Raw genomic sequence first — 18,169 nt, 5'->3', positions numbered from 1 at the left:
CGTTCCGGACGTTTCCCGGCGGCATCATGGCGCGAGGCGGCGGCCGGTGCCAGCCTTTGGGGCGGGGGGCCTGGCGCGCGCCCCCTTCAGCGCCGCACCAGCCCCCAGCCCGGATCCTCCACCGCCAGGTGGCGCAGCTTCGCGCGGTCCAGCATCGCATCCGTCTCCCGCCACGCGGCGGTGGCGATCTCCGTCGCGTCAAGCTGCGGGCAGGTGCGGTTGCGCATCAGCACGTCGCCGCCCACCACCACATCCACCACGTCATGCCCATTGGCGAAATAGACCACGCGCGCCACCGGCATGTTCGCCGGCACCATGTGCGGCGCGGAGAGATCGACGGTGATGACATCCGCCAGCTTGCCCGGCTCCAGGCTGCCGATCTCGTGGCCCAGGCCGAGCCCGCGCGCGGCGTCGATCGTCACCATCTCCAGCGCCTTGCCCGGCGGCAGCACCGTCTCGTCGCGGTAATGCCGCTGGTGCAGGCGGATGCACTGGAACATGTGGCGGAACATGTCGCCGGAGCGGTCCGGCGCCGTGGCGTCGGAGCCGATCATCACCGTGATCCCCGCCTCCATCATCCGCGGCGCCGGGCAGTAGCCGCGCACGGCGGCGATGGCGGAGGGGTTGTGCACCACGCTGGCCCCGGTGCGGACCAGCGTCTCGATATCCGCCTCCGTCAGCTCGGTGCAGTGGCTGAGCCAGGCATCGGGGCCGAGCAGGCCGAACATCCGGTCCGCCATCTCGATGCTGCCCTGGCGGTGGCCATCCTGGTGGAAGGCGGCGCCGCGGGACCGCCCGGCCTCCCGCACCAGATGCCCCTGGCGCTCGATCTCCTTCACCTTCGCCGGGTCGTGCTTCGCCTCCCGGTACACCGGCATCAGGGTGGCCACCTTCACCCGGCCCTTGTCGTGCCAGGTCTCGACGCCGGCGGTGATGACATCGAGCTGCTGTTCGAAGGAGACGGGGCGCTCAACGCCATCCGGTCCGACATAGGGGCGCGGGAAGGGCGGGCGCGTCGGGCCGAGCACGAGGATGGACCGGATGCCCACCGCCTCCGTCGCCTGCGCATGCGCATCGGTGAAGGCAATGTCGTCCACCCGGCCGATGCTGTCGCCGCCGCCGAGCAGCGAGACGCCGGTGGTGACCCCGAAGCGCAGGCGTTCAAAGGCCGCGAGCTTCGCCTCCGCCCGCCAGAAGCTGGGCGGGGAGGCGAGCGTGTAGATCACCCGGCAGGCCTCGGTCCAGGCGGCGCTGTCGTTGTTGCCGAGCGTCTTGACCAGGCCGTGCCCGGCATGGGCGTGGCCGTCGATCAGCCCGGGCAGGATGGCGCGGCCGCGCGCCTCGATCACCTGCGCGGCGTCCGGATGCGCCGCCTCCACCTCCGCCCTTGGGCCGACGGCCTGGATGCGGCCATCCTTGATGGCCACCGCGCCATCCGGCAGCACGCGGCGTGCCGGGTCCATGGTGATGACGACGCCGCCGCGGAGGAGAAGATCGGTCATGTCGGTTCCTTGCCTGGCCCGGCAGGCGGCCGGCGCCGCACGATGCCCGGGCGAGGGTCGAGCCGCATCGCGCAACCGTCAATCGTCTTCCACGCGGCTGCCGTGTTCCTGACGCAGGATCGACCGAGGCTGCGCCAACACCCCGGAGGAATCCGCATGCTGCATCCGATCCGCGCCCTGCTGCTGGCCCCCATCCTGCTGCTGGCGCCCGCCGCGCAGGCCCAGCCGGCCCCCCAAGCCCCCGGTCTGGCGGAGACCCTGCTGCACATCGCCGAGACGGCGGAGGTGACGCGCGCCCCGGACCAGGTGGTGGCGGTGCTGCGCGCCGAATCCCGCGCCGGCACCGCCGCCGCGGCGCAGGATTCGGTGAACCGCGCCATCACCGCCGCCCTGTCCCGTGCCCAGGCGGTGCCGGGGGTGCAGGTCTCGACCGGCGGCTACTGGACCGGGCGGGTGGAGGAGGCGCGGGCCTGGCAGGCCAGCCAGACCCTGACGCTGCGCGGCGCCGCCGCCCCGGCGCTGCTGGAGTTGGCCGGGGCGCTGCAGGGCCAGGGCCTGGCGATGCAGTCGCTGGACTGGACCCTGACGCGAGAGACGACCCGCCTGGCGCGGGAGGAAGCCTCCCGCCTGGCGCTGGAGGCGCTCGGCCGCCGCGCCGCTGCCGTCGCCGCCCAGCTTGGCCTGCAGGTGGCCGGGCTGCAGGAGGTGCGGATCGAGGCGCCGGACCGTGGCCCGCGGCCAATGGCCATGATGGCGCGCTCCGCCAGCGCCGCCGCCCCGCCGGTGGCGGTGGCCGAGGAAGCGGTGGTGGCCGCCAGCGTCGCCGCGATCGCCGTGCTGCGGCCCCGCTGACCGGGCCGGTCGGGGCCGATTCCCTATCGCCGCCCCGCAAGCCAGGCGAGCGTGCCGGCCAGCCCCGCCAGATCGGTCCACAGCTTGCCGCGGCTGAGCGTCATCGCATGGCCCAGCGCGCGGCCGGCATGGTGCAGCAGGCGGAGCAGCCCCTGGCGGCGCGCCGCCGCCGGCCCGCCGCCATGCCGGCTGGCATAGCGCAGCCGCGACCAGGCCATGTGCCGCGCCTTGCGCCAGCGCGTCGCCGCATCCGGCGGGGATGACGCGCCGCCGGCATGGCGCACCCGGGCCAGCGGCTCCACCAGCACATGGCCGGCCTGGGCGCAGAGGTCGTCATCCTCGTAGAACAGGAAATAGCCCTCGTCGAAGCGCAGCCCCTGGGCCGGGCGCAGCAGCAGGCAGGCGCCGGAGGCGAAGTCGGCGCAGAACCGGCCCTCCGGCCAGGGCTCGGCCCGGCGGTCGCGGCGCAGCCTGGGGCGGCGCGGCTGCGCCACGTCCCAGGACCGCACCGGCTGGCCGGCGCCGTCCTCGATTCGCGGCGCCACCAGCCGGCATTCGGGATGCGCCTCCGCCGCCGCGACCAGGGCGGCGATGGCGGTGGCACCCAGCCGGCAATCCGGGTTGACCAGCAGGGCGAATTCGGTGGCCACGTGGTCCAACCCGCGGTTGCAGCCGGCGCCGAAGCCCAGATTGGCCGGATTCTCCAGCACCAGCGCCTCCGGGCGCGCGGCGCGGGCCACGGCGGCGGTGTCGTCCGGGCTGGCATTGTCGACGACGATGACGGGCATGCCAGGCGGGCAGGCTGCCAGGAAACCGCGGATCTGGGCCGCGCTGCGCCAGGTAACGGTCACAGCGGTCACGCGCGGAAGCGGGTCCATGCGGGTCGGCTTGGCATGCGCGCCGGGGCGGCGGCGAGGGTGCGGGAGGCAAACCATAACGCTTTGCCCTGGATTCTCGAAACTTAGTATGCGTGAAGTGTAACCCGGCCGACCAAAAACGCAGGGCGGCCCTGCCGATTGCATGGCTGCGCTGCGTCAGCAGATGCGCTATGCCCCCTGGATGGTGGCAACTCCGTGACGGAAACTATTCGAATGGGTGTCGTAATCGGGGAGGTGGCACGCAAGCTGGGCTACCGCCCTGGCATGGCGTGTGCGGTACTCGGCAATCCCCCGGGGATGACCTTCGGCCTGCCCAATGGGGCCACGGCCGCGGCCGACCTGATCCTGGCCTTCGCGGCGGACAAGGTCGCGCTGCGCGCGGTCGCGCCGCGAGCCCTGAACCTCTACGGGATCGGTGCCCGGCTCTGGTTCGCCTACCCGAAGAAGACCGGGCCGGTGCGCTCTGACCTGGACCGCGACCATGGCTGGGACCCGCTGACCTCCGAGGGGCTGCTGCCGGTGACGCAGGTAGCGCTGGACGACACCTGGTCCGCGCTCCGCTTCCGCTTCCGCGAGGAAATCCCCAAGATCATGCGCGCCGGCGCCTGAACCCGACGGCGCGGCCAGCCGGCCGCGCTTCCCGGGCCGGGGCGGTCACAAGTCCCGGGCCGGGGCGGCCACAGGTCCCGGGCCGGGGCGGCCACGCGGCGACAGGTGCCGCCCGCCCACCGCCTGCGCTATTCTGCGCCGGCGCGGCGCCCGGCCGCGCCGAACGGATCGCCGCATGACCCTGAGCCGGAGGCCCGCGGGCCCCACCCCAGACCTCAACCGCAGTGCGGTCGCCCGCTACCTCCAGCTTGCCACGCTGTTCCGCCATCGGGTGGAGCAGGGAATCTGGCAGGCCGGCCGCCAGATTCCGACGGTGGACGAACTGGCCGCCGAATGCGGCGTGGCCCGCGCCACCATCCGCCAGGCGCTGGACCAGCTGGCCGATGAGGGGCTGATCGAGCGTTTCCGCGCCAAGGGCACCTTCGTCCGCGCCGCGCCGCCGCCGCGCCTGTGGTGCGACGTCGAGACCGACTGGAACGGCCTGCTGCGGTCCCGCGAGGGCGCGCGGATCGAGATCCTGGCGGACATGCCGGGCCAGGACGGCGCCGGGGTGCCGGCCCGCCAGGGCAGCCCGGCGCCGCTGTACCGCCACCTGCGCCGGCGCCATTGGCGCGACGGGGCGCCCTTCCTGCTTGCGGATGTCTGGCTGGATGAGCGGCTTTCGCCCCTGGTGACCCAGGAGGACCTGGTCACCAAGACGGCGCTGCGCCTGGTGGCCAGCATCCCCGGCGTGAAGATCGCGGAGGCGCACCAGACCCTGACCATCGGCGCGGCCGATGTGGAAACCGCCGCCGGCCTGCACCTGCCGCTGAACGCCCCGGTGGCGCATGTCCACCGCGCGGCGATCGACGCCCAGGGCGTGCTGCTGATGGCCGCGAACGGGATCTATCGCGGCGACATGGTCCGCATCGACGTCAAGCTGCGCTGACCGGGGCCACCGGCCCGGCGACCTGCGGTCAGGCCGCCTGAGCCGTGGCCGGGAAGAAGCCGGAGAGGTCCGCCGGCACCGGCGCCCAGCGCGGCGCGTTGTCCTTGTCCACCAGCACCGCGCGCACGCCCTCTGCGAAATCCGGGTGGCGGGTGACGGGGCCGGTCAGGGCCAACTCCAGCGCCAGGCAGCCCGCCAGGTCCAACCCGGCGCCCCGGCGCAGCAATTCCAGCGTCACCGCCAGGCTGGTGGGCGACATCCGGGCGAGGATGGCGGCCTGTTCCCGCGCCCAGTCGCTGTCCTCGGCGGCCAGCGCGGCCTGGATGGCGGGCAGGCTTTCGGCGCCGAAGCAGCGGTCGATGGCCGGGCGCTGGGCGGCGATGGCGCCCGGCGGCACCGGCTCGGCGAAGCGATCCACCGCCGCGGCATCGCCTTCCAGCAGCGCCGCGCGCAACCCGGCCAGGCGTTCGCGCGGCACGAAATGGGTGGCCAGCCCGGCCTCCACCGCCTCCGCCCCGCGCAGCCGCGCGCCGGTCAGCGCCAGCCAGCGCCCCATCGCACCCGGGCTGCCGGCGCGCAGGCGCGGCAGGACGAAGGAGGTGCCGACATCCGGGAACAGGGCAATCGCGGTTTCCGGCATGGCCAGCAAGGCGTGCTCCGTCACCACGCGGTGGCTGCCATGGACCGAGACCCCGATGCCGCCGCCCATGCAGACGCCGTCGATCAGGCTGATCCAGGGCTTCGGGAAGCCGGCGATGGCGGCGTTCACCGCGTATTCGCCGGCAAAGAAGGCGTGGACCCCGGCGGCATCCCCGGCCAGCGCCAGTTCGCGGATGCGCCGCACATCGCCGCCGGCGCAGAAGGCGCGGCCGCCGGCGCCTTCCAGCACCACCAGCCGCACCGCAGCATCCGCCGCCAGCCGGCCGCAGGCCTGGTCCAGCGAGGCGATCATGCCGAGGTCGAGCGCGTTCAGCGCCCGCGGCCGGTTCAGCACCAGGGTGCCGGCGGCCCCCTCCTGCCGCAGAAGAATGGTGGGCTCGCTCGCCTCGGTCATCCGCGATCAGCCGCCTTCGCGGGCGGCGAGTTGGGTGATCTGCTGCCGCATGGCGTTCAGCAGGGCCTGCACATTGCCGCCGTTGCGGGAGATCACGCTGCTGTATTCGCTGCGCGTGGTCAGCCGCAGGCTGGTGCCTTCCGCGATCACGTCGACGACCTTGGGCTGCCCGTCCACTTCCGCCACCCGCCAGTCCAGCCCGAAGGCGGGGCTGCCGCTGCGCTCGATGACCGTGTTCACCAGCACGTCCTCCTCGGTTCGCGCCTGGCTGCGGCCCATGGTGAAGGTCAGGCCCTGGTATTCGCCGAAGCGGGAGGAGAGGTTGCGGATCAGCACTTCCTGGAACAGCTGCAGGTATTCCTGATGCTGCGCCGGGCTTGCGGTGCGCCACCAGCGCCCCAGAATGAAGCGGCCCACGCCGTCCACATCCACGGCGCGGCGCAGGATGGCGCCGACGCGGTCCCGGCGCTCCGCCACCGGGCCGGCGGCGTTGATGGCGGCCACCAGTTCCTGGCCGGTGGACTGGATGAAGCCGGAGGCGCGGGTGATGTCCATCTGCTGGGCGCGGGCCGGGGTGCCCTGGCCGAGCCCGGCCAGGCCCAGCCCGGCCAGGCCAAGCAGCAGGGTGCGTCGATGTGGGGCGGTCATGGGATCATCCTTCTCGCAGCGGGTGCGGCTCAGCGCCGCAGACCCTGGATGCCGGACCCGATGCCGAGGTCGGAGGTGGCCTGGCCGCCCCCCGCCTGGTTGCGGATCTCGGTCACCCGGCGTTGCCGGTAGGCACTACGCAGCGTGGCGTAGGGGTCGAGCGATGTCGCGTTGACCTGGTCGAGCGGGGCGATCAGCCCTTCGCGGGTGTCGAGCGCGGTGAGGCCGGTGCGGGTGATGGTAATGGCCTCCATGGTCTGCCCGCTGCCGGCATAGGTCATCGGGTTCATCGCCAGGTCGCCGCCGAAGCCCACCACGTCGCGCGGGTTGGAGGGGCCGAGCACCGGGATGAACAGGTAGGGGCCTTCCGGCGCCCCCCAGACCGCGAGGGTCTGGCCGAAATCCTCGGTGTGGCCGAGCAGGCCGAAATCGGTCGCGCGGTCGAAGATGCCGCCGATGCCCACCGTGGTGTTGACCAGGAAGCGGCCCGTGGTGGTGGCGGCGCGCTGGGTTTCGCCCTGCAGCAGGTCGTTGACCAGGATCACCGGGGTGCGCAGATTGGCCAGGACGTTGCGGATCGCGACCCGCACCTCCGGCGGCAGGAAGATCTGGTACATCTCCGCCGCCGGGCGCAGCAGCAGCGTGTCCAGCCCCTGATGGACGAAGTAGGCGCCGCGGTTCAGCGGCTCCAGCGGGTCGTTGTTCAGCCGGAACTCGGCCACGGCTTCCGCATCCGAGGGGTCCGGCCGGGTGGCGCAGGCGCCGAGGCCCAGCGCGATGGCAAGCGCCAGGACGGGCCGCAGCAAGGGGCGCCGGGACTGGCCAGGCAAGGTGCGACGAAAGCGGATCAACGTGTGACCTCCGGGAGCGGGCGGCCGGACATGCAAAGGCCGTCGCGGCCCGGGCCTTCCTGGGACGCGCATCGCCCCTTATATGCGGGCACCGGCGCCAGCGGAACGGTGGTGCCGGTGAAGTTACGTACCGTGAAGTTTCGCGGCTGGCGATGCCGCGACGTCCACTCCTTGACTTCGGCATTCCCGCCCTGGCCTGCAAGAGAGACCGCCCGATGGACATGGCCCTTCCCGGCACGCTGCAGCGCTGGCTGACCGGACCCCGCGTCGCCGGCCTGCCGGTGCCGACCGAAATGCCGCCGCCGAAGCTCTCCTTCGAGTTCTTCCCGCCGAAGAACGAGGCGCTGGAACAATCCCTGTGGGCGGCGATCCGGCGGCTGGAGCCGCTGGGACCGCGCTTCGTCTCCGTCACCTATGGCGCCGGCGGCACCACCCGGACCCGGACGCATGAGACGGTGGCCCGGCTGGCGCGGGAGACCTCCCTCACCCCGGCGGCGCACCTGACCTGCGTGGGCGCCACCCAGGCGGAGGTCGACGAGGTTGCCCTCGGCTACCTGGAGGCCGGGGTGCGCCATATCGTGGCCCTGCGCGGCGACCCGCCCGCCGGCGCCGCCACCTACACCCCGCATCCGGGCGGCTATGCCCAGGCGGAGGACCTGGTGCGCGGGCTGCGTCGGATCGGCGATTTCGACATCTCGGTCGGGGCCTATCCGGAAACGCATCCGGCCGCTTCCTCCGCCGATGCGGACCTGGATTTCCTCAAGCGCAAGATCGACGCCGGGGCGACCAGGGCCATCACGCAGTACTTCTTCGACACCGATGTCTACCTCCGCTTCATCGATCGCTGCGCCGCCGCCGGAATCACGGTGCCGATCGTCCCCGGCATCCTGCCGGTTTCGAATTTCACGCAGGTGAAGAAATTCAGCGCCATGTGCGGGGCATCGGTTCCCGGCTGGATGGAACGACTGTTCGACGGGCTGGAGGAGGATGCGGAAACCCGGCGGATGGTCGCCGCCGTGGTCGCGGCCGAGCAGGTCCGCCTGCTGCAGGCGAACGGGGTGGACGAGTTCCACTTCTATACCCTGAACCGCGCCGATCTCAGCTACGCCATTGCCCATCTGCTGGGCGCGCGGCCCCGGAAGGCGTAGCCGGCGGAACCGGGGGAGGGGTCAGCGCGCGCCGATGATCCACTCCGCCAGGAACAGCGTGCCCGCCAGCGTGCCGGCGAAGATCAGCAGGTGGTTCCGCACCGCGTCGCGGCGGAACACCATGGCGGGCGGCGGCGGCGGGGTGGCGGAAGCGGCCAGCGCCGCCAGGCCGCGCGGCTCCTCTGCTGCCGCCCGGGCGGTGCGGGCTGCCGCCACCTCCTCCGGCGTCAGGCAGGGGCCGAGGTAGCGGAATCGGCGCGCCGCCTCCACCGCCGTCAGCGCGCTGCCATCCCAGACCATCCATTGCCGCAGCGCGCCGTTCCAGCCGATCGGCAGCGGCGCGCCGCCCGCATCCTCCACCCGCGCCACCCAATGCCAGGGGCGCGAGGCATCCGCGGGCTCACCCGGGCGCTGCGGGTCTGGCCATGCCATCTCGGCGTTCCTCCTGCCGTTACTGCCGCATCACAAGGGGCAAGCGCGGCATCCCGCAAGGGGGGTTCAGGACCGCAGGCGCTCATACACGGGGCGCAGCAGCATCGGCGACAGGAATAGCGGGAACTGGCACAGGGCGAAGAACATCAGGATGCGCGGATCGGTCGCCGCCGGCAGCACCGCCAGATAGAGCGCCATGTTGCGGTTGCCGGAGAGCAGCCCGCCCGAAAGCGCCACGCGCGCCCCGGCCACCCGCAGGAAGGCGAGCGCCGTCAGGATGTTCAGGCCGAAATTGCCGGCAAAGGCCAGCGCGACCCCGCCCAGCACCCAGAGCGGCTCCGCCAGGATCGTCGCCTGCAGCCCGTCCATCACGCCGAAGCCGTAGAGCACCACCAGCAGCACCACCGCGCCATCCACGCCACGGCCATAGCGCTGCAGCCGCGCCGGCCCGGCCAGGCGGCGGATCACGAGCGACACCGCCAGCGGCAGCCCCACCACCAGCGCCAGCCGCGCCATCAGCCCGCCGAGCGAAATCGCCAGGTCGATCCCCATCAACCCCAGCGCCAGGGGCGGCGCGGTGAAGGGCACCAGCAGCGTCGACAGCACTGCCACCACCAGGGAAATCTCCCCGTCCAGCCCCACCATGCGGGCGAAGGCCGGGGAGGAGGTGGCGGCGCAGCCGGTGGCCATGATGACCAGGGCGGCCGCCAGCGGCCCCTCCATTCCCAGCACCCGCACCACGAGGAAGACGATCACGGGGCAGGCCAGCAGCACCCAGGCCAGCAGCGCCGCCACCAGAATCGGCCGGCGCAGATAACCCAGCACCTGGCCGAAATCGACGCGCAGCAGCACCAGCGTCATCAGGCAGGCGACCACCGGCGTCACCACGTCCCGCGTCGCGGCGGCCAGCGGCGGCACCAGCACGCCGATGAACACGCCGAAGCCCAGCAGCGCGGCGCCGTGGCGCGCCGACCATTCGAGGAAGCGGAGCAAGTGCGGGGGCGCCAACGGGTGCGAGGTTGGAGTTGTTCGACCTGTGTTCTATATCTGCTGGGTGCCCGGACGTCATCACACCCTGATCCTCGCCCTGCTGGGCCTGCTTGGCGCCGCCCCCGCGCTGGCCGCCTGCACCGACCCGCCCGGCCCCGGCGTGGATTGGCGGCGCTGCAGCCTGGACGGGGGCGACCTGGAAAGGGCCAACCTGACCGGCGCGCAGCTGCGCGACACCGCCCTGCAGCGCAGCCGCATGGCCGGGGCGAACCTGACCCGGGCCGAAGCGCCCTATGCCCGCTTCGTCTCCGCCGATCTGCGCGGCGCGGACTTCACCGGCGCCACGCTGCGGGAAGCCGACTTCACCCGCGCCGTGCTGCGCGGCGCCAAGCTGGTGCGCACCGATCTGCGCCGCGCCCGGCTGTACCGCGCCGACCTGACGGAAGCCGACCTGACCGGCGCGCAGCTTGTCGGCGCCGACTTCACCGGCGTGATCCTGGACGGCGCCACCTGGACCGATGGGCGCCGGGTCTGCGCCGCCGGGTCCGTCGGCGCCTGCCAATGAGCCTCTCCGCGGCACCGCCGGACTACCTGGCCCGGCTGAACCCGGAACAGCGCCAGGCGGTGGAAACCCTGGACGGACCGCTGTTGGTGCTGGCCGGCGCCGGCACCGGCAAGACCAGCGTACTGACCACCCGCTTCGCCCACCTGCTGATGACCGGCCGCGCCCGCCCCTGGCAGGTGCTGGCCGTCACCTTCACCAACAAGGCGGCGCGGGAGATGCGCGAACGCGTCGCGGCCATCCTCGGCCAGACGGCGGAAGGGCTGTGGCTCGGCACCTTTCACGCGCTGTGTGCCCGGATGCTGCGCCGCCATGCGGAGCTGGTCGGGCTGAAATCCAACTTCACCATCCTCGACACCGACGACCAGATGCGGCTGCTGAAGCAGATCATGGAAGCCGCCGGCGGCATCGACACCAAGCGCTGGCCGGCGGCCGGGCTGATGGCGGTGATCCAGCGCTGGAAGGATCGCGGCCTGACGCCGGCCCGCATCACCCCGGCCGAGGATTCGGACTACGCCAACAACCGCGCCCGCAGCCTCTACGAGGCCTATCAGCGCCGGCTGGTGGAACTGAACGCCACGGATTTCGGCGACCTGCTGCTGCACATGGCGGAAATCCTGCGCAGCCACCCGGATGTGCTGGCCGATTACCACCGCAGCTTCCGCTACATCCTGGTGGACGAGTACCAGGACACCAATTTGGTGCAGTACCTGTGGCTGCGGCTGCTGGCCCAGCACGAGGACCCGGCCCGGAGAAACATCTGCTGCGTCGGCGACGATGACCAGTCGATCTATTCCTGGCGCGGCGCCGAGATCGAGAACATCCTTCGCTTCGAGAAGGATTTCCCGGGCGCCCGCATCGTCCGTCTGGAATCCAACTACCGCTCCACCAAGCCCATCCTGGCCGCCGCCGCGGGGCTGATCGCGAAGAATGCCGGGCGCCTGGGCAAGACGCTGCGCCCCGGCCGCAAGGACGCGGAAGGGGAGAAGGTGCGCGTCGTCTCGCTGTGGGACAGCGAGGAGGAAGCCCGCATGGTGGGCGAGCGGATCGAACAGGCGCAGCGACGCGGCCATCCGCTGTCGCAATGCGCCATCCTGGTCCGCGCCGGCTTCCAGACCCGCAGCTTCGAGGAACGCCTCATCACCCTCGGCCTGCCTTATCGCGTCGTCGGCGGGCTGAAATTCTACGAACGCGCGGAAATCCGCGACGCCATGGCCTATCTGCGCGTGCTGCACCAGCCGGCGGACGACCTGGCCTTCGAACGCATCGTCAACACGCCCAAGCGTGGCCTGGGTGACAGCGGCCTGCGCGCCCTGGCCACGCTGGCCCGCGCCGAGCAGATTCCGCTTGCCCGCGCCGCCGAACGCATCACCGAGGCCGACGCCCTCAAGCCCAAGCCCCGCACCGCGCTGCGCGAGTTGATGCAGGGCTTCGCCCGCTGGCGCCAGGTGAACGAGACGGAAGGCCATGTCGTCGCCGCGGCCACGCTGCTGGACGAATCCGGCTACACCGACATGTGGAAGGCGGATCGCAGCCCCGAAGCCCCGGGGCGGCTGGACAACCTCAAGGAATTGCTGCGCGCGATGGGCGACTACGCCAGCCTCGCCGGCTTCCTCGACCACGTCGCCCTGGTGATGGAAACCGACGAGAACGCGGAGGCGGAGCGCGTCCAGCTGATGACGCTGCACGCCGCCAAGGGCCTGGAATTCGACACGGTCTTCCTGCCGGGCTGGGAGGAAGGGCTGTTCCCCTCCCAGCGCTCGCTCGACGAGGGCGGCGACAAGGCGCTCGAGGAGGAACGGCGCCTGGCCTATGTCGGCATCACGCGGGCGCGCCGCACCGCCATCATCAGCCACGCCGCCAACCGCCGGATCTACGGCAACTGGACCTCCGCCATCCCGTCCCGCTTCCTGGACGAACTGCCGGAGGAGGCGATCAGCCGCGAAGGCCAGTCCACCCAGCGCAGCAACCGCCTGGCCGAGACGCCGAGCGTCTTTACCGGCGCCCAGGGCCTGCTCGCCCGCCGCCCCCGCCTGACCGAGGTGAACCCCTGGGACCAGCGCGAACGCCCGCCCCGCGCCACCAGCCTGGCCAAGGGCGAACGGGTGTTCCACGAGAAATTCGGCTACGGCACCATCAACGACATCGACGAAGACCGCCTGGACATCACCTTCGACCACACCGGCGCGAAACGCGTGCTGGACCGCTTCGTCCGGAAGGCGAGCGAGGTGTGAGGCGGCGAAGGGTCGCGCGGGTGCGTGCAGGGGGGACTCCCCCCTGCACCTGCCCATGATTAAGGGGTTTCCAAAGGGCCGCCGCCCTTTGGCGGGGAGGGTGCGGGAGGGGCAGCGCCCCTCCCGCCCCCCTGTGCGACTTCGCCCACCCTCAAACCCAGCCAACCCTCCCGGATGAGAAGGTCCCGCCTGCATGTCGCGTGATGTCTATGCCCAGCGTCAGGCGCGGCGGGCGGATCCGTTGGAGACGGTGTGGATGGACGGCCTGCCGGAGGAGGTGGTGCCGGCCTTCGAGGCGGCCTTGCTGCGGGTTTGCCCCTCCGTCGCGATTTTCCGGGACGAGGTGACGGATACCTGGCGGGTGGAGGGGGTTCGGCCGCAGGGGCAGGGGGCGGAGGAGTTGGCGGGGGCCCTGGCCCTGGCCAGCCTGGTGTCGGGCGGGTTCGAGCCGGTGGTGCAGTCCGCGCCGGTGGAGGCCGAGGGGTGGCTGGCGCGGACGGTGGCGAGTTTCGGGGAGCAGGCGATCGGCGCCGGCTTCCTGGTGCGGCCGACGCATTTGCCGGAGGCGCGGATCTACGGGCGCACCGTGTTGAAGCTGGATGCGGGGATTGCCTTTGGCTCGGGCGAGCATGGCTCGACCCGGGGGTGCCTGGTGGCCTTCGACGATGTGGCGCGGCGCGGGCGGCGGTTGCGGCGGCTGCTGGACCTGGGCACGGGCTCGGGCATCCTGGCGATGGCGGCGGCGAAGCGGTTGCGGCGGCCGGTGCTGGCGACGGATATCGAGCCCTGGAGCGTCCGCGTGGCGCAGGACAATGCGCGGATGAACGGGGTGGGGCGGCTGGTGCGGGCGCGGCTGGCGGATGGCTGGCGCGATCGGCATGTGCGGGCCGGGCGGCCCTATGACCTGGTGTTCGCCAACATCCTGGCGCGGCCCTTGTGTTCCATGGCGAAGGATCTGTCGGTGGGCCTGGCGCCGGGCGGCGTGGCGATCCTGGCCGGGCTGCTGGGGACGCAGGTGCGCATGGTGCTGGCGGCGCATCGCCGGCGCGGCATGGTGCTGGAGCGTCGGTTGCCGCAGGGGGCCTGGGCCACGCTGGTGCTGCGTCGCCGACGCTGAGCCGGGCGGGGTCGCTGGCTGGGGTTGAGGGACATGCAACGAGGCCGGCCCTTGCGGGGCCGGCCTCGCGCTTCCGCGTCCGTGCCGCCGGAGCGGCGCGGGCGGGTAACTCAGGCGGCGGCGGCCGAGGGACGCGGCCGGTTGGCGTTGGCCGGGGCCAGCGTCTGGACCGGGGCCTTGGCGGGCATCGTCACGGTTGCCTTGGTGGCGGTGGCGACCGGCAGGCGGAAGTCCGGCTCGAAGACGCGGCTGATTTCGCCGCGGGTCAGGCCGATATCGGCCAGTTCGCGGTCGGTCAGGTTGCGCAGGTTGTCGTAGGTGCGGCTGCGCTCGGACCAGATCACCAGGGTGCGGCCGAGGAAGGCGAGGCCGCGGCCGAGGCTGGTGAAGGCCCGGACCACCCCGTCGGCGATCGCCTGGTCGCGCGCCCGGATGGCGGCGTGGCGCAGGACCTCGATCTCGCGGGCGGTGCGGTCGGGGGCGGCGGGGTGGAAGATGGCGGCCTGTTCCAGGCTGTGGCGGGCGTTCATGATGACCTCTGTCTGCTGCGGGTCGCCTGGCCGTCCTGCGTTTCAGGATCCGGCCTGGGCCACCGCGCTTCGCAGATGCAACATAGGGGTCCGGGGGTCACAGGTGATGCGCCAAGGCAACAGCGAAGCCATGCGCTGGTCGCATGAAACACTGTGGACATATGTTTCATCATTAGGTCTCGGGCAATAACCGCCGTGATCGACCGCACCCTTTCGCCTCAAACTCCCGCCACGGCCGGGGCGCGCCTGGCGGCCCTGCGGGTCGAATTGGCGCGCCTCGGTGTCGATGGCGTGCTGGTGCCGCGCGCCGATGCCTTCCTCGGCGAATACGTGCCGCCCTCGGCGGAGCGCCTGGCCTGGCTCACCGGCTTCACCGGCAGCGCCGGCCTGGCCCTGGTGCTGCGCGACCGCGCCTTCCTGTTCATCGATGGCCGCTACACCACCCAGGCGGCGGCGGAGACCGATGGCGCGCTGTGGCAGCACCGCCACCTGATCGAGCAGCCGCCGGCCAGCGTGCTGCGGGCGGAAGCGCGCGGCCAGCGCATCGGCTACGACCCCTGGCTGCACCCCCAGGCGGCGCTGGAGCGGCTGGCGGAATCGGGCGTGGCGCTGGTGCCGCTGGCCACCAACCCGGTGGATGCCGTCTGGCTGGACCGCCCGGCGCCGCCCACCGCCCCGGCCGAGCCGCATCCGATGGCTTTCGCCGGACAGGAGGCCGCGGCGAAGCGGGAGGCGGCGGCGGCGGCGCTGCGCCAGGCGGAGCAATCCGCGGTGGTGCTGGCGGATGCGCATTCCGTCGCCTGGCTGCTGAACATCCGCGGCCGCGACCTGGGCTTCACCCCGCTGGCGCTGGCGGTGGCGGTGCTGCATGCGGATGCGCGGGTGGACCTGTTCCTGGACCCCGCCCGCGCCGATACGGCGCTGCGGGCGCATCTGGGCAATGCCGTGTCGCTGCTGCCGCCGGCGGAACTGTCGCCCGTGCTGCGCGGCCTGGCGGGTTCGCGCGTGCGGCTGGACCCGGAGGTGACGCCGGCCTGGTTCGGCCAGGCGCTGCGCGACGCCGGGGCGGAACCGGTGGCCGGGGAGGACCCCTGCCGGATGCCGCGCGCCTGCAAGAATGTGGTGGAACAGGCCGGCGCGCGCGCGGCGCATGGGCGCGACGCGGTGGCGCTGTGCCGCTTCCTGGCCTGGCTGGCCAAGGTGGCGCCCGGTGGCGGTGAGACGGAGATCTCCGCCGCCGCCCGGCTGCTGGCCCTGCGGGCGGAAGGCCCGCATTTCGTCGGCGAGAGCTTCCCCGCCATCAGCGGCGCCGGCCCGCATGGCGCCATCATCCACTACCGCGCGACCGAGGCGACGGACCGGGCGATCGGGCCGGACGAGGCCTATCTGATCGACAGCGGCGCGCAGTACCGGGACGGCACCACGGATGTGACGCGCACGCTATGGACCGGCCCCGGTTCGCCGCCGGCGGCGCTGGCGCGGCGCTACACCCGCGTGCTGCAGGGCCATCTGGCCTTGTCCGCGCTGCGCTTTCCGGCCGGCATCGCCGGGCCGCACCTCGATTCCCTGGCCCGGCAGGCGCTGTGGGCGGAGGGGCTGGATTACGACCACGGCACCGGCCACGGCATCGGCAGCTTCCTCTCGGTGCATGAGGGGCCGGCCGGCATCAGCCGCACGGCCCGGCCGGTGCCGCTGCAGCCGGGGATGATCCTGTCCAACGAGCCCGGCTACTACCTGCCCGGCGCCTATGGCATCCGCATCGAGAACCTGCTGCTGGTGCGCCCGGCGGCCGGCCTGCAGGACCAGGTGAAGCCCTTCCTGGATTTCGAGACGCTGACGCTGGCCCCCTACGACCGGCGGCTGGTGGTGCCCGGCCTGCTGGCGCCGGCGGAACGCGTGCAGGTGGACGCCTATCACGCGCGGGTGCTGGCCATGGTGGGCCCGCTGCTGCCGCAGGCCGAGCGCGACTGGCTGGCGGAAGCCTGCGCCCCCCTGGGCTGAGGGATCGCGGGCAGCCGGTGGTCGCGACGGGCCTGATCCGTCGGTGCCAAGCCGGGTTGTTGGCAGGGCGATCTGGTGTGTCCTGCCTACATCCGCGCCAATCGTTACGCAACTTATGCGAGTATTTGGTTTACCTGTGCACCAGATGGTTGTTGAATGCGGCGGTCAACCTCCGCTTCACCTGCTGCTGCGACCCTAGGCCGGCATGCCCCCACACCTCCGTCGCCGCTCCCTCCTCGTCCTGTCCGCCCCGGCCCTGGTCGCGGGTCCCGCGGTCCCGCTGCGTGCGGGCCGCCTGCCGCAGGACGCACCGCTGGACACACAGCAATGGCGCAGCTTCTGTGCCCGCTATCTCCTGCCGGAAGGGCGGGTGGTCGATCCGGCCAATGGCAGCATCTCGCACAGCGAGGGCCAGGGCTGGGCGCTGCTCTGCGCCGAGCAGGCGCTGGACCGGGAGACCTTCGACCAGGTCCTCGGCTGGACCCGGCGCGTGCTGGGGCGGCCCGGGGATGCGCTGCTGTCCTGGCGCTACCGCCCGGACGGGATGGGCGGTGGTGCGGTGGACGATCCGAACAATGCCACCGATGGCGACCTGATGGTGGCCTGGGCGCTGCTGCGGGCAGGCCATCGCTGGCGCTCGGCCGCGTATGTGGAGCAGGGGGTGGCGATCGCCCGCGACGTGCTGCGCCTGCTGGTCCGCCAGGTGGCGGAGGAGACGGTGCTGCTGCCCGGCGCGACCGGCTTCGAGCAGCGCGAGCATGTGGTGGTGAACCCCTCCTACTATGCCTTTCCCGCCTTCCGTGCCCTGGCCCAGGCGGTGCCGGACCCGCTGTGGCTGCGGCTGGCGGCGGATGGGCTGAACCTGCTGCGTCGCGCCCGCTTCGGCCGCTGGGCCTTGCCGGCGGACTGGGTCGCGCTGCCACGCACCGGCGGGCGCCCGGTGCCGGCGCCAGGCTGGCCGGCCCGCTTCTCCTACGATGCGGTCCGGGTGCCGCTCTACCTGGCCTGGGCCGGGATGGGACGGGAGCCGGCGGCGGCCAGCGCGGTGCGATTCTGGTCCGACCCACGGCATGGTCGCCTGCCGGCCTGGACGGATCTTGGTTCGGACGCGATCTCGCCCTATGAGGCCTCCCCCGGCATCCGCGCTATCGCCCAATTGGCGAGATCGCGGCATGGGGAGGCGGCGCCAATGCCCGAGTGGCCGTCATTGGATGAGACGGGTGACTATTATTCTTCCGTCCTGACGCTACTCGTGCGTCTCGCTTGGAGAGACTCGCTGACGGCTTCTATATAGAAGTGCTCCGACGACAGAGATTGGGTATTCCCTAACCGTCGCGGCCACGGCATGTTGCACCGCGATTGGGGGTTAAGCTCGTATGCGCCAAGATACGGATGTGGCTCGGGTTGCTGCCGCATTGCGGGCCCCGGCCATCCGTTACCGCAGTTTCGGAAATGAGCCGGTCCGCACGCCCTTGGCGGCGCCGGAAGCGGATCCGTACGCGCTGCTGGGTGCTGCGATGAACGCCGCGGCCGAGGTTGGCCAGCAGCAGGGGATGCCCCCTGCCGAGCCGTGGCAGCCACCCGAGCCGCCCACCCAGCACTGGCCCGCCCCGCAGGAGCAGGCCCACCAGCAGGGCCACGCCGCAACCCAGCCGCCCACCCCGGCCCAGGCGTGGGCGGAGCCGTCGGCGCAGCCTTCCGCCTGGCCCGAGCCGGCCCCCCAGCCGAGTCAGCCGCCGGCCTGGCAGGCGCCGCCGCCGAGCTGGGCCGAGCCTGCCCGCCCGAGCTGGCCGGACGCGCCCGCGGCGCAGCCCTGGCCCGCGCCGTCCCAGG

At 72.5% G+C, this 18,169-nt stretch carries 17 protein-coding genes; 9 read left to right on the top strand and 8 right to left on the bottom strand.

Annotated features, from left to right (window positions below; all coding sequences use genetic code 11):
* Positions 1 to 86: 86 nt before the first annotated feature.
* Positions 87 to 1,502 carry an amidohydrolase family protein gene (locus HEQ75_RS21030; RefSeq protein ID WP_168034084.1) on the bottom strand — a complete coding sequence of 472 codons (1,416 nt, stop codon included), beginning with the start codon at positions 1,500 to 1,502 and terminating at the stop codon, positions 87 to 89.
* Between the two features lie 156 nt (positions 1,503 to 1,658).
* Here HEQ75_RS21030 and HEQ75_RS21025 point away from each other — a divergent pair, with 156 nt between their 5' ends.
* Complete coding sequence (locus HEQ75_RS21025; RefSeq protein WP_168034083.1) at positions 1,659 to 2,354, top strand: SIMPL domain-containing protein; 696 nt, start codon at positions 1,659 to 1,661, stop codon at positions 2,352 to 2,354.
* A 23-nt stretch (positions 2,355 to 2,377) separates the two neighbouring features.
* On the opposite strand, the gene HEQ75_RS21020 is transcribed toward HEQ75_RS21025, so the two are convergent.
* A complete protein-coding gene (locus HEQ75_RS21020) occupies positions 2,378 to 3,142 on the bottom strand; it encodes a glycosyltransferase family 2 protein (protein WP_235962023.1) in 765 nt (254 codons plus the stop codon).
* Between the two features lie 303 nt (positions 3,143 to 3,445).
* On the opposite strand from HEQ75_RS21020, the gene HEQ75_RS21015 reads away from it, so the two are divergent.
* Both HEQ75_RS21015 and HEQ75_RS21010 read left to right on the top strand, forming a co-directional pair.
* Positions 3,446 to 3,841, top strand: a complete 396-nt coding sequence (locus tag HEQ75_RS21015) for a hypothetical protein (RefSeq protein ID WP_168034081.1) — start codon at positions 3,446 to 3,448, stop codon at positions 3,839 to 3,841.
* A gap of 175 nt (positions 3,842 to 4,016) precedes the next feature.
* Positions 4,017 to 4,769, top strand: a complete 753-nt coding sequence (locus tag HEQ75_RS21010) for a GntR family transcriptional regulator (RefSeq protein WP_168034080.1) — start codon at positions 4,017 to 4,019, stop codon at positions 4,767 to 4,769.
* 28 nt (positions 4,770 to 4,797) lie between these two features.
* On the opposite strand, the gene HEQ75_RS21005 is transcribed toward HEQ75_RS21010, so the two are convergent.
* Genes HEQ75_RS21005 through HEQ75_RS20995 form a run of 3 tightly spaced genes read right to left on the bottom strand, consistent with a single transcriptional unit; the run spans position 4,798 to position 7,277 of the window.
* Complete coding sequence (locus tag HEQ75_RS21005; RefSeq protein ID WP_168034079.1) at positions 4,798 to 5,823, bottom strand: enoyl-CoA hydratase/isomerase family protein; 1,026 nt, start codon at positions 5,821 to 5,823, stop codon at positions 4,798 to 4,800.
* A gap of 6 nt (positions 5,824 to 5,829) precedes the next feature.
* Positions 5,830 to 6,471, bottom strand: a complete 642-nt coding sequence (locus tag HEQ75_RS21000; protein ID WP_168034078.1) for an MlaC/ttg2D family ABC transporter substrate-binding protein — start codon at positions 6,469 to 6,471, stop codon at positions 5,830 to 5,832.
* A gap of 29 nt (positions 6,472 to 6,500) precedes the next feature.
* Positions 6,501 to 7,277, bottom strand: coding sequence for an MlaA family lipoprotein (locus HEQ75_RS20995; RefSeq protein WP_235962022.1), 777 nt, complete (start codon positions 7,275 to 7,277; stop codon positions 6,501 to 6,503).
* 260 nt (positions 7,278 to 7,537) lie between these two features.
* Here HEQ75_RS20995 and metF point away from each other — a divergent pair, with 260 nt between their 5' ends.
* Positions 7,538 to 8,470, top strand: a complete 933-nt coding sequence (gene metF, locus HEQ75_RS20990) for a methylenetetrahydrofolate reductase [NAD(P)H] (RefSeq protein ID WP_168034076.1) — start codon at positions 7,538 to 7,540, stop codon at positions 8,468 to 8,470.
* A 21-nt stretch (positions 8,471 to 8,491) separates the two neighbouring features.
* Here metF and HEQ75_RS20985 read toward each other — a convergent pair whose 3' ends face one another.
* The gene (locus tag HEQ75_RS20985; RefSeq protein ID WP_168034075.1) at positions 8,492 to 8,902 is read right to left on the bottom strand and encodes a hypothetical protein; all 411 of its coding nucleotides are present in this window, start codon (positions 8,900 to 8,902) and stop codon (positions 8,492 to 8,494) included.
* A gap of 66 nt (positions 8,903 to 8,968) precedes the next feature.
* Positions 8,969 to 9,910 (bottom strand): hypothetical protein, encoded by a 942-nt coding sequence (locus HEQ75_RS20980; RefSeq protein WP_235962021.1) that lies wholly within the window; start codon positions 9,908 to 9,910, stop codon positions 8,969 to 8,971.
* A 46-nt stretch (positions 9,911 to 9,956) separates the two neighbouring features.
* On the opposite strand from HEQ75_RS20980, the gene HEQ75_RS20975 reads away from it, so the two are divergent.
* The 3 genes from HEQ75_RS20975 to HEQ75_RS20965 all read left to right on the top strand — a co-directional run bounded on the left by HEQ75_RS20975 (position 9,957) and on the right by HEQ75_RS20965 (position 13,805).
* A complete protein-coding gene (locus HEQ75_RS20975) occupies positions 9,957 to 10,457 on the top strand; it encodes a pentapeptide repeat-containing protein (RefSeq protein ID WP_328734558.1) in 501 nt (166 codons plus the stop codon).
* Positions 10,454 to 12,688 (top strand): ATP-dependent helicase, encoded by a 2,235-nt coding sequence (locus tag HEQ75_RS20970; RefSeq protein ID WP_168034072.1) that lies wholly within the window; start codon positions 10,454 to 10,456, stop codon positions 12,686 to 12,688. Before HEQ75_RS20975 ends, HEQ75_RS20970 begins: the two co-directional genes overlap by 4 nt.
* 193 nt (positions 12,689 to 12,881) lie before the next feature.
* The gene (locus HEQ75_RS20965) at positions 12,882 to 13,805 is read left to right on the top strand and encodes a 50S ribosomal protein L11 methyltransferase (protein WP_168034071.1); all 924 of its coding nucleotides are present in this window, start codon (positions 12,882 to 12,884) and stop codon (positions 13,803 to 13,805) included.
* A gap of 110 nt (positions 13,806 to 13,915) precedes the next feature.
* On the opposite strand, the gene HEQ75_RS20960 is transcribed toward HEQ75_RS20965, so the two are convergent.
* Positions 13,916 to 14,335 carry a DUF1127 domain-containing protein gene (locus HEQ75_RS20960; RefSeq protein WP_168034070.1) on the bottom strand — a complete coding sequence of 140 codons (420 nt, stop codon included), beginning with the start codon at positions 14,333 to 14,335 and terminating at the stop codon, positions 13,916 to 13,918.
* Between the two features lie 195 nt (positions 14,336 to 14,530).
* Between HEQ75_RS20960 and HEQ75_RS20955 the strand changes: the two genes are divergently transcribed.
* On the top strand, positions 14,531 to 16,336 hold the full coding sequence (locus tag HEQ75_RS20955; RefSeq protein ID WP_328734554.1) for an aminopeptidase P family protein: 1,806 nt from the start codon (positions 14,531 to 14,533) through the stop codon (positions 16,334 to 16,336).
* 205 nt (positions 16,337 to 16,541) lie between these two features.
* On the top strand, positions 16,542 to 17,630 hold the full coding sequence (locus HEQ75_RS20950; protein WP_168034069.1) for a glycosyl hydrolase family 8: 1,089 nt from the start codon (positions 16,542 to 16,544) through the stop codon (positions 17,628 to 17,630).
* Positions 17,631 to 18,169: the final 539 nt, after the last annotated feature.

This window comes from Falsiroseomonas selenitidurans (assembly GCF_012103215.1).
GTDB lineage: Bacteria > Pseudomonadota > Alphaproteobacteria > Acetobacterales > Acetobacteraceae > Falsiroseomonas > Falsiroseomonas selenitidurans.
Note: the sequence above shows the minus strand (reverse complement) of the source record. Positions and strands in the feature narration are given on the sequence as shown.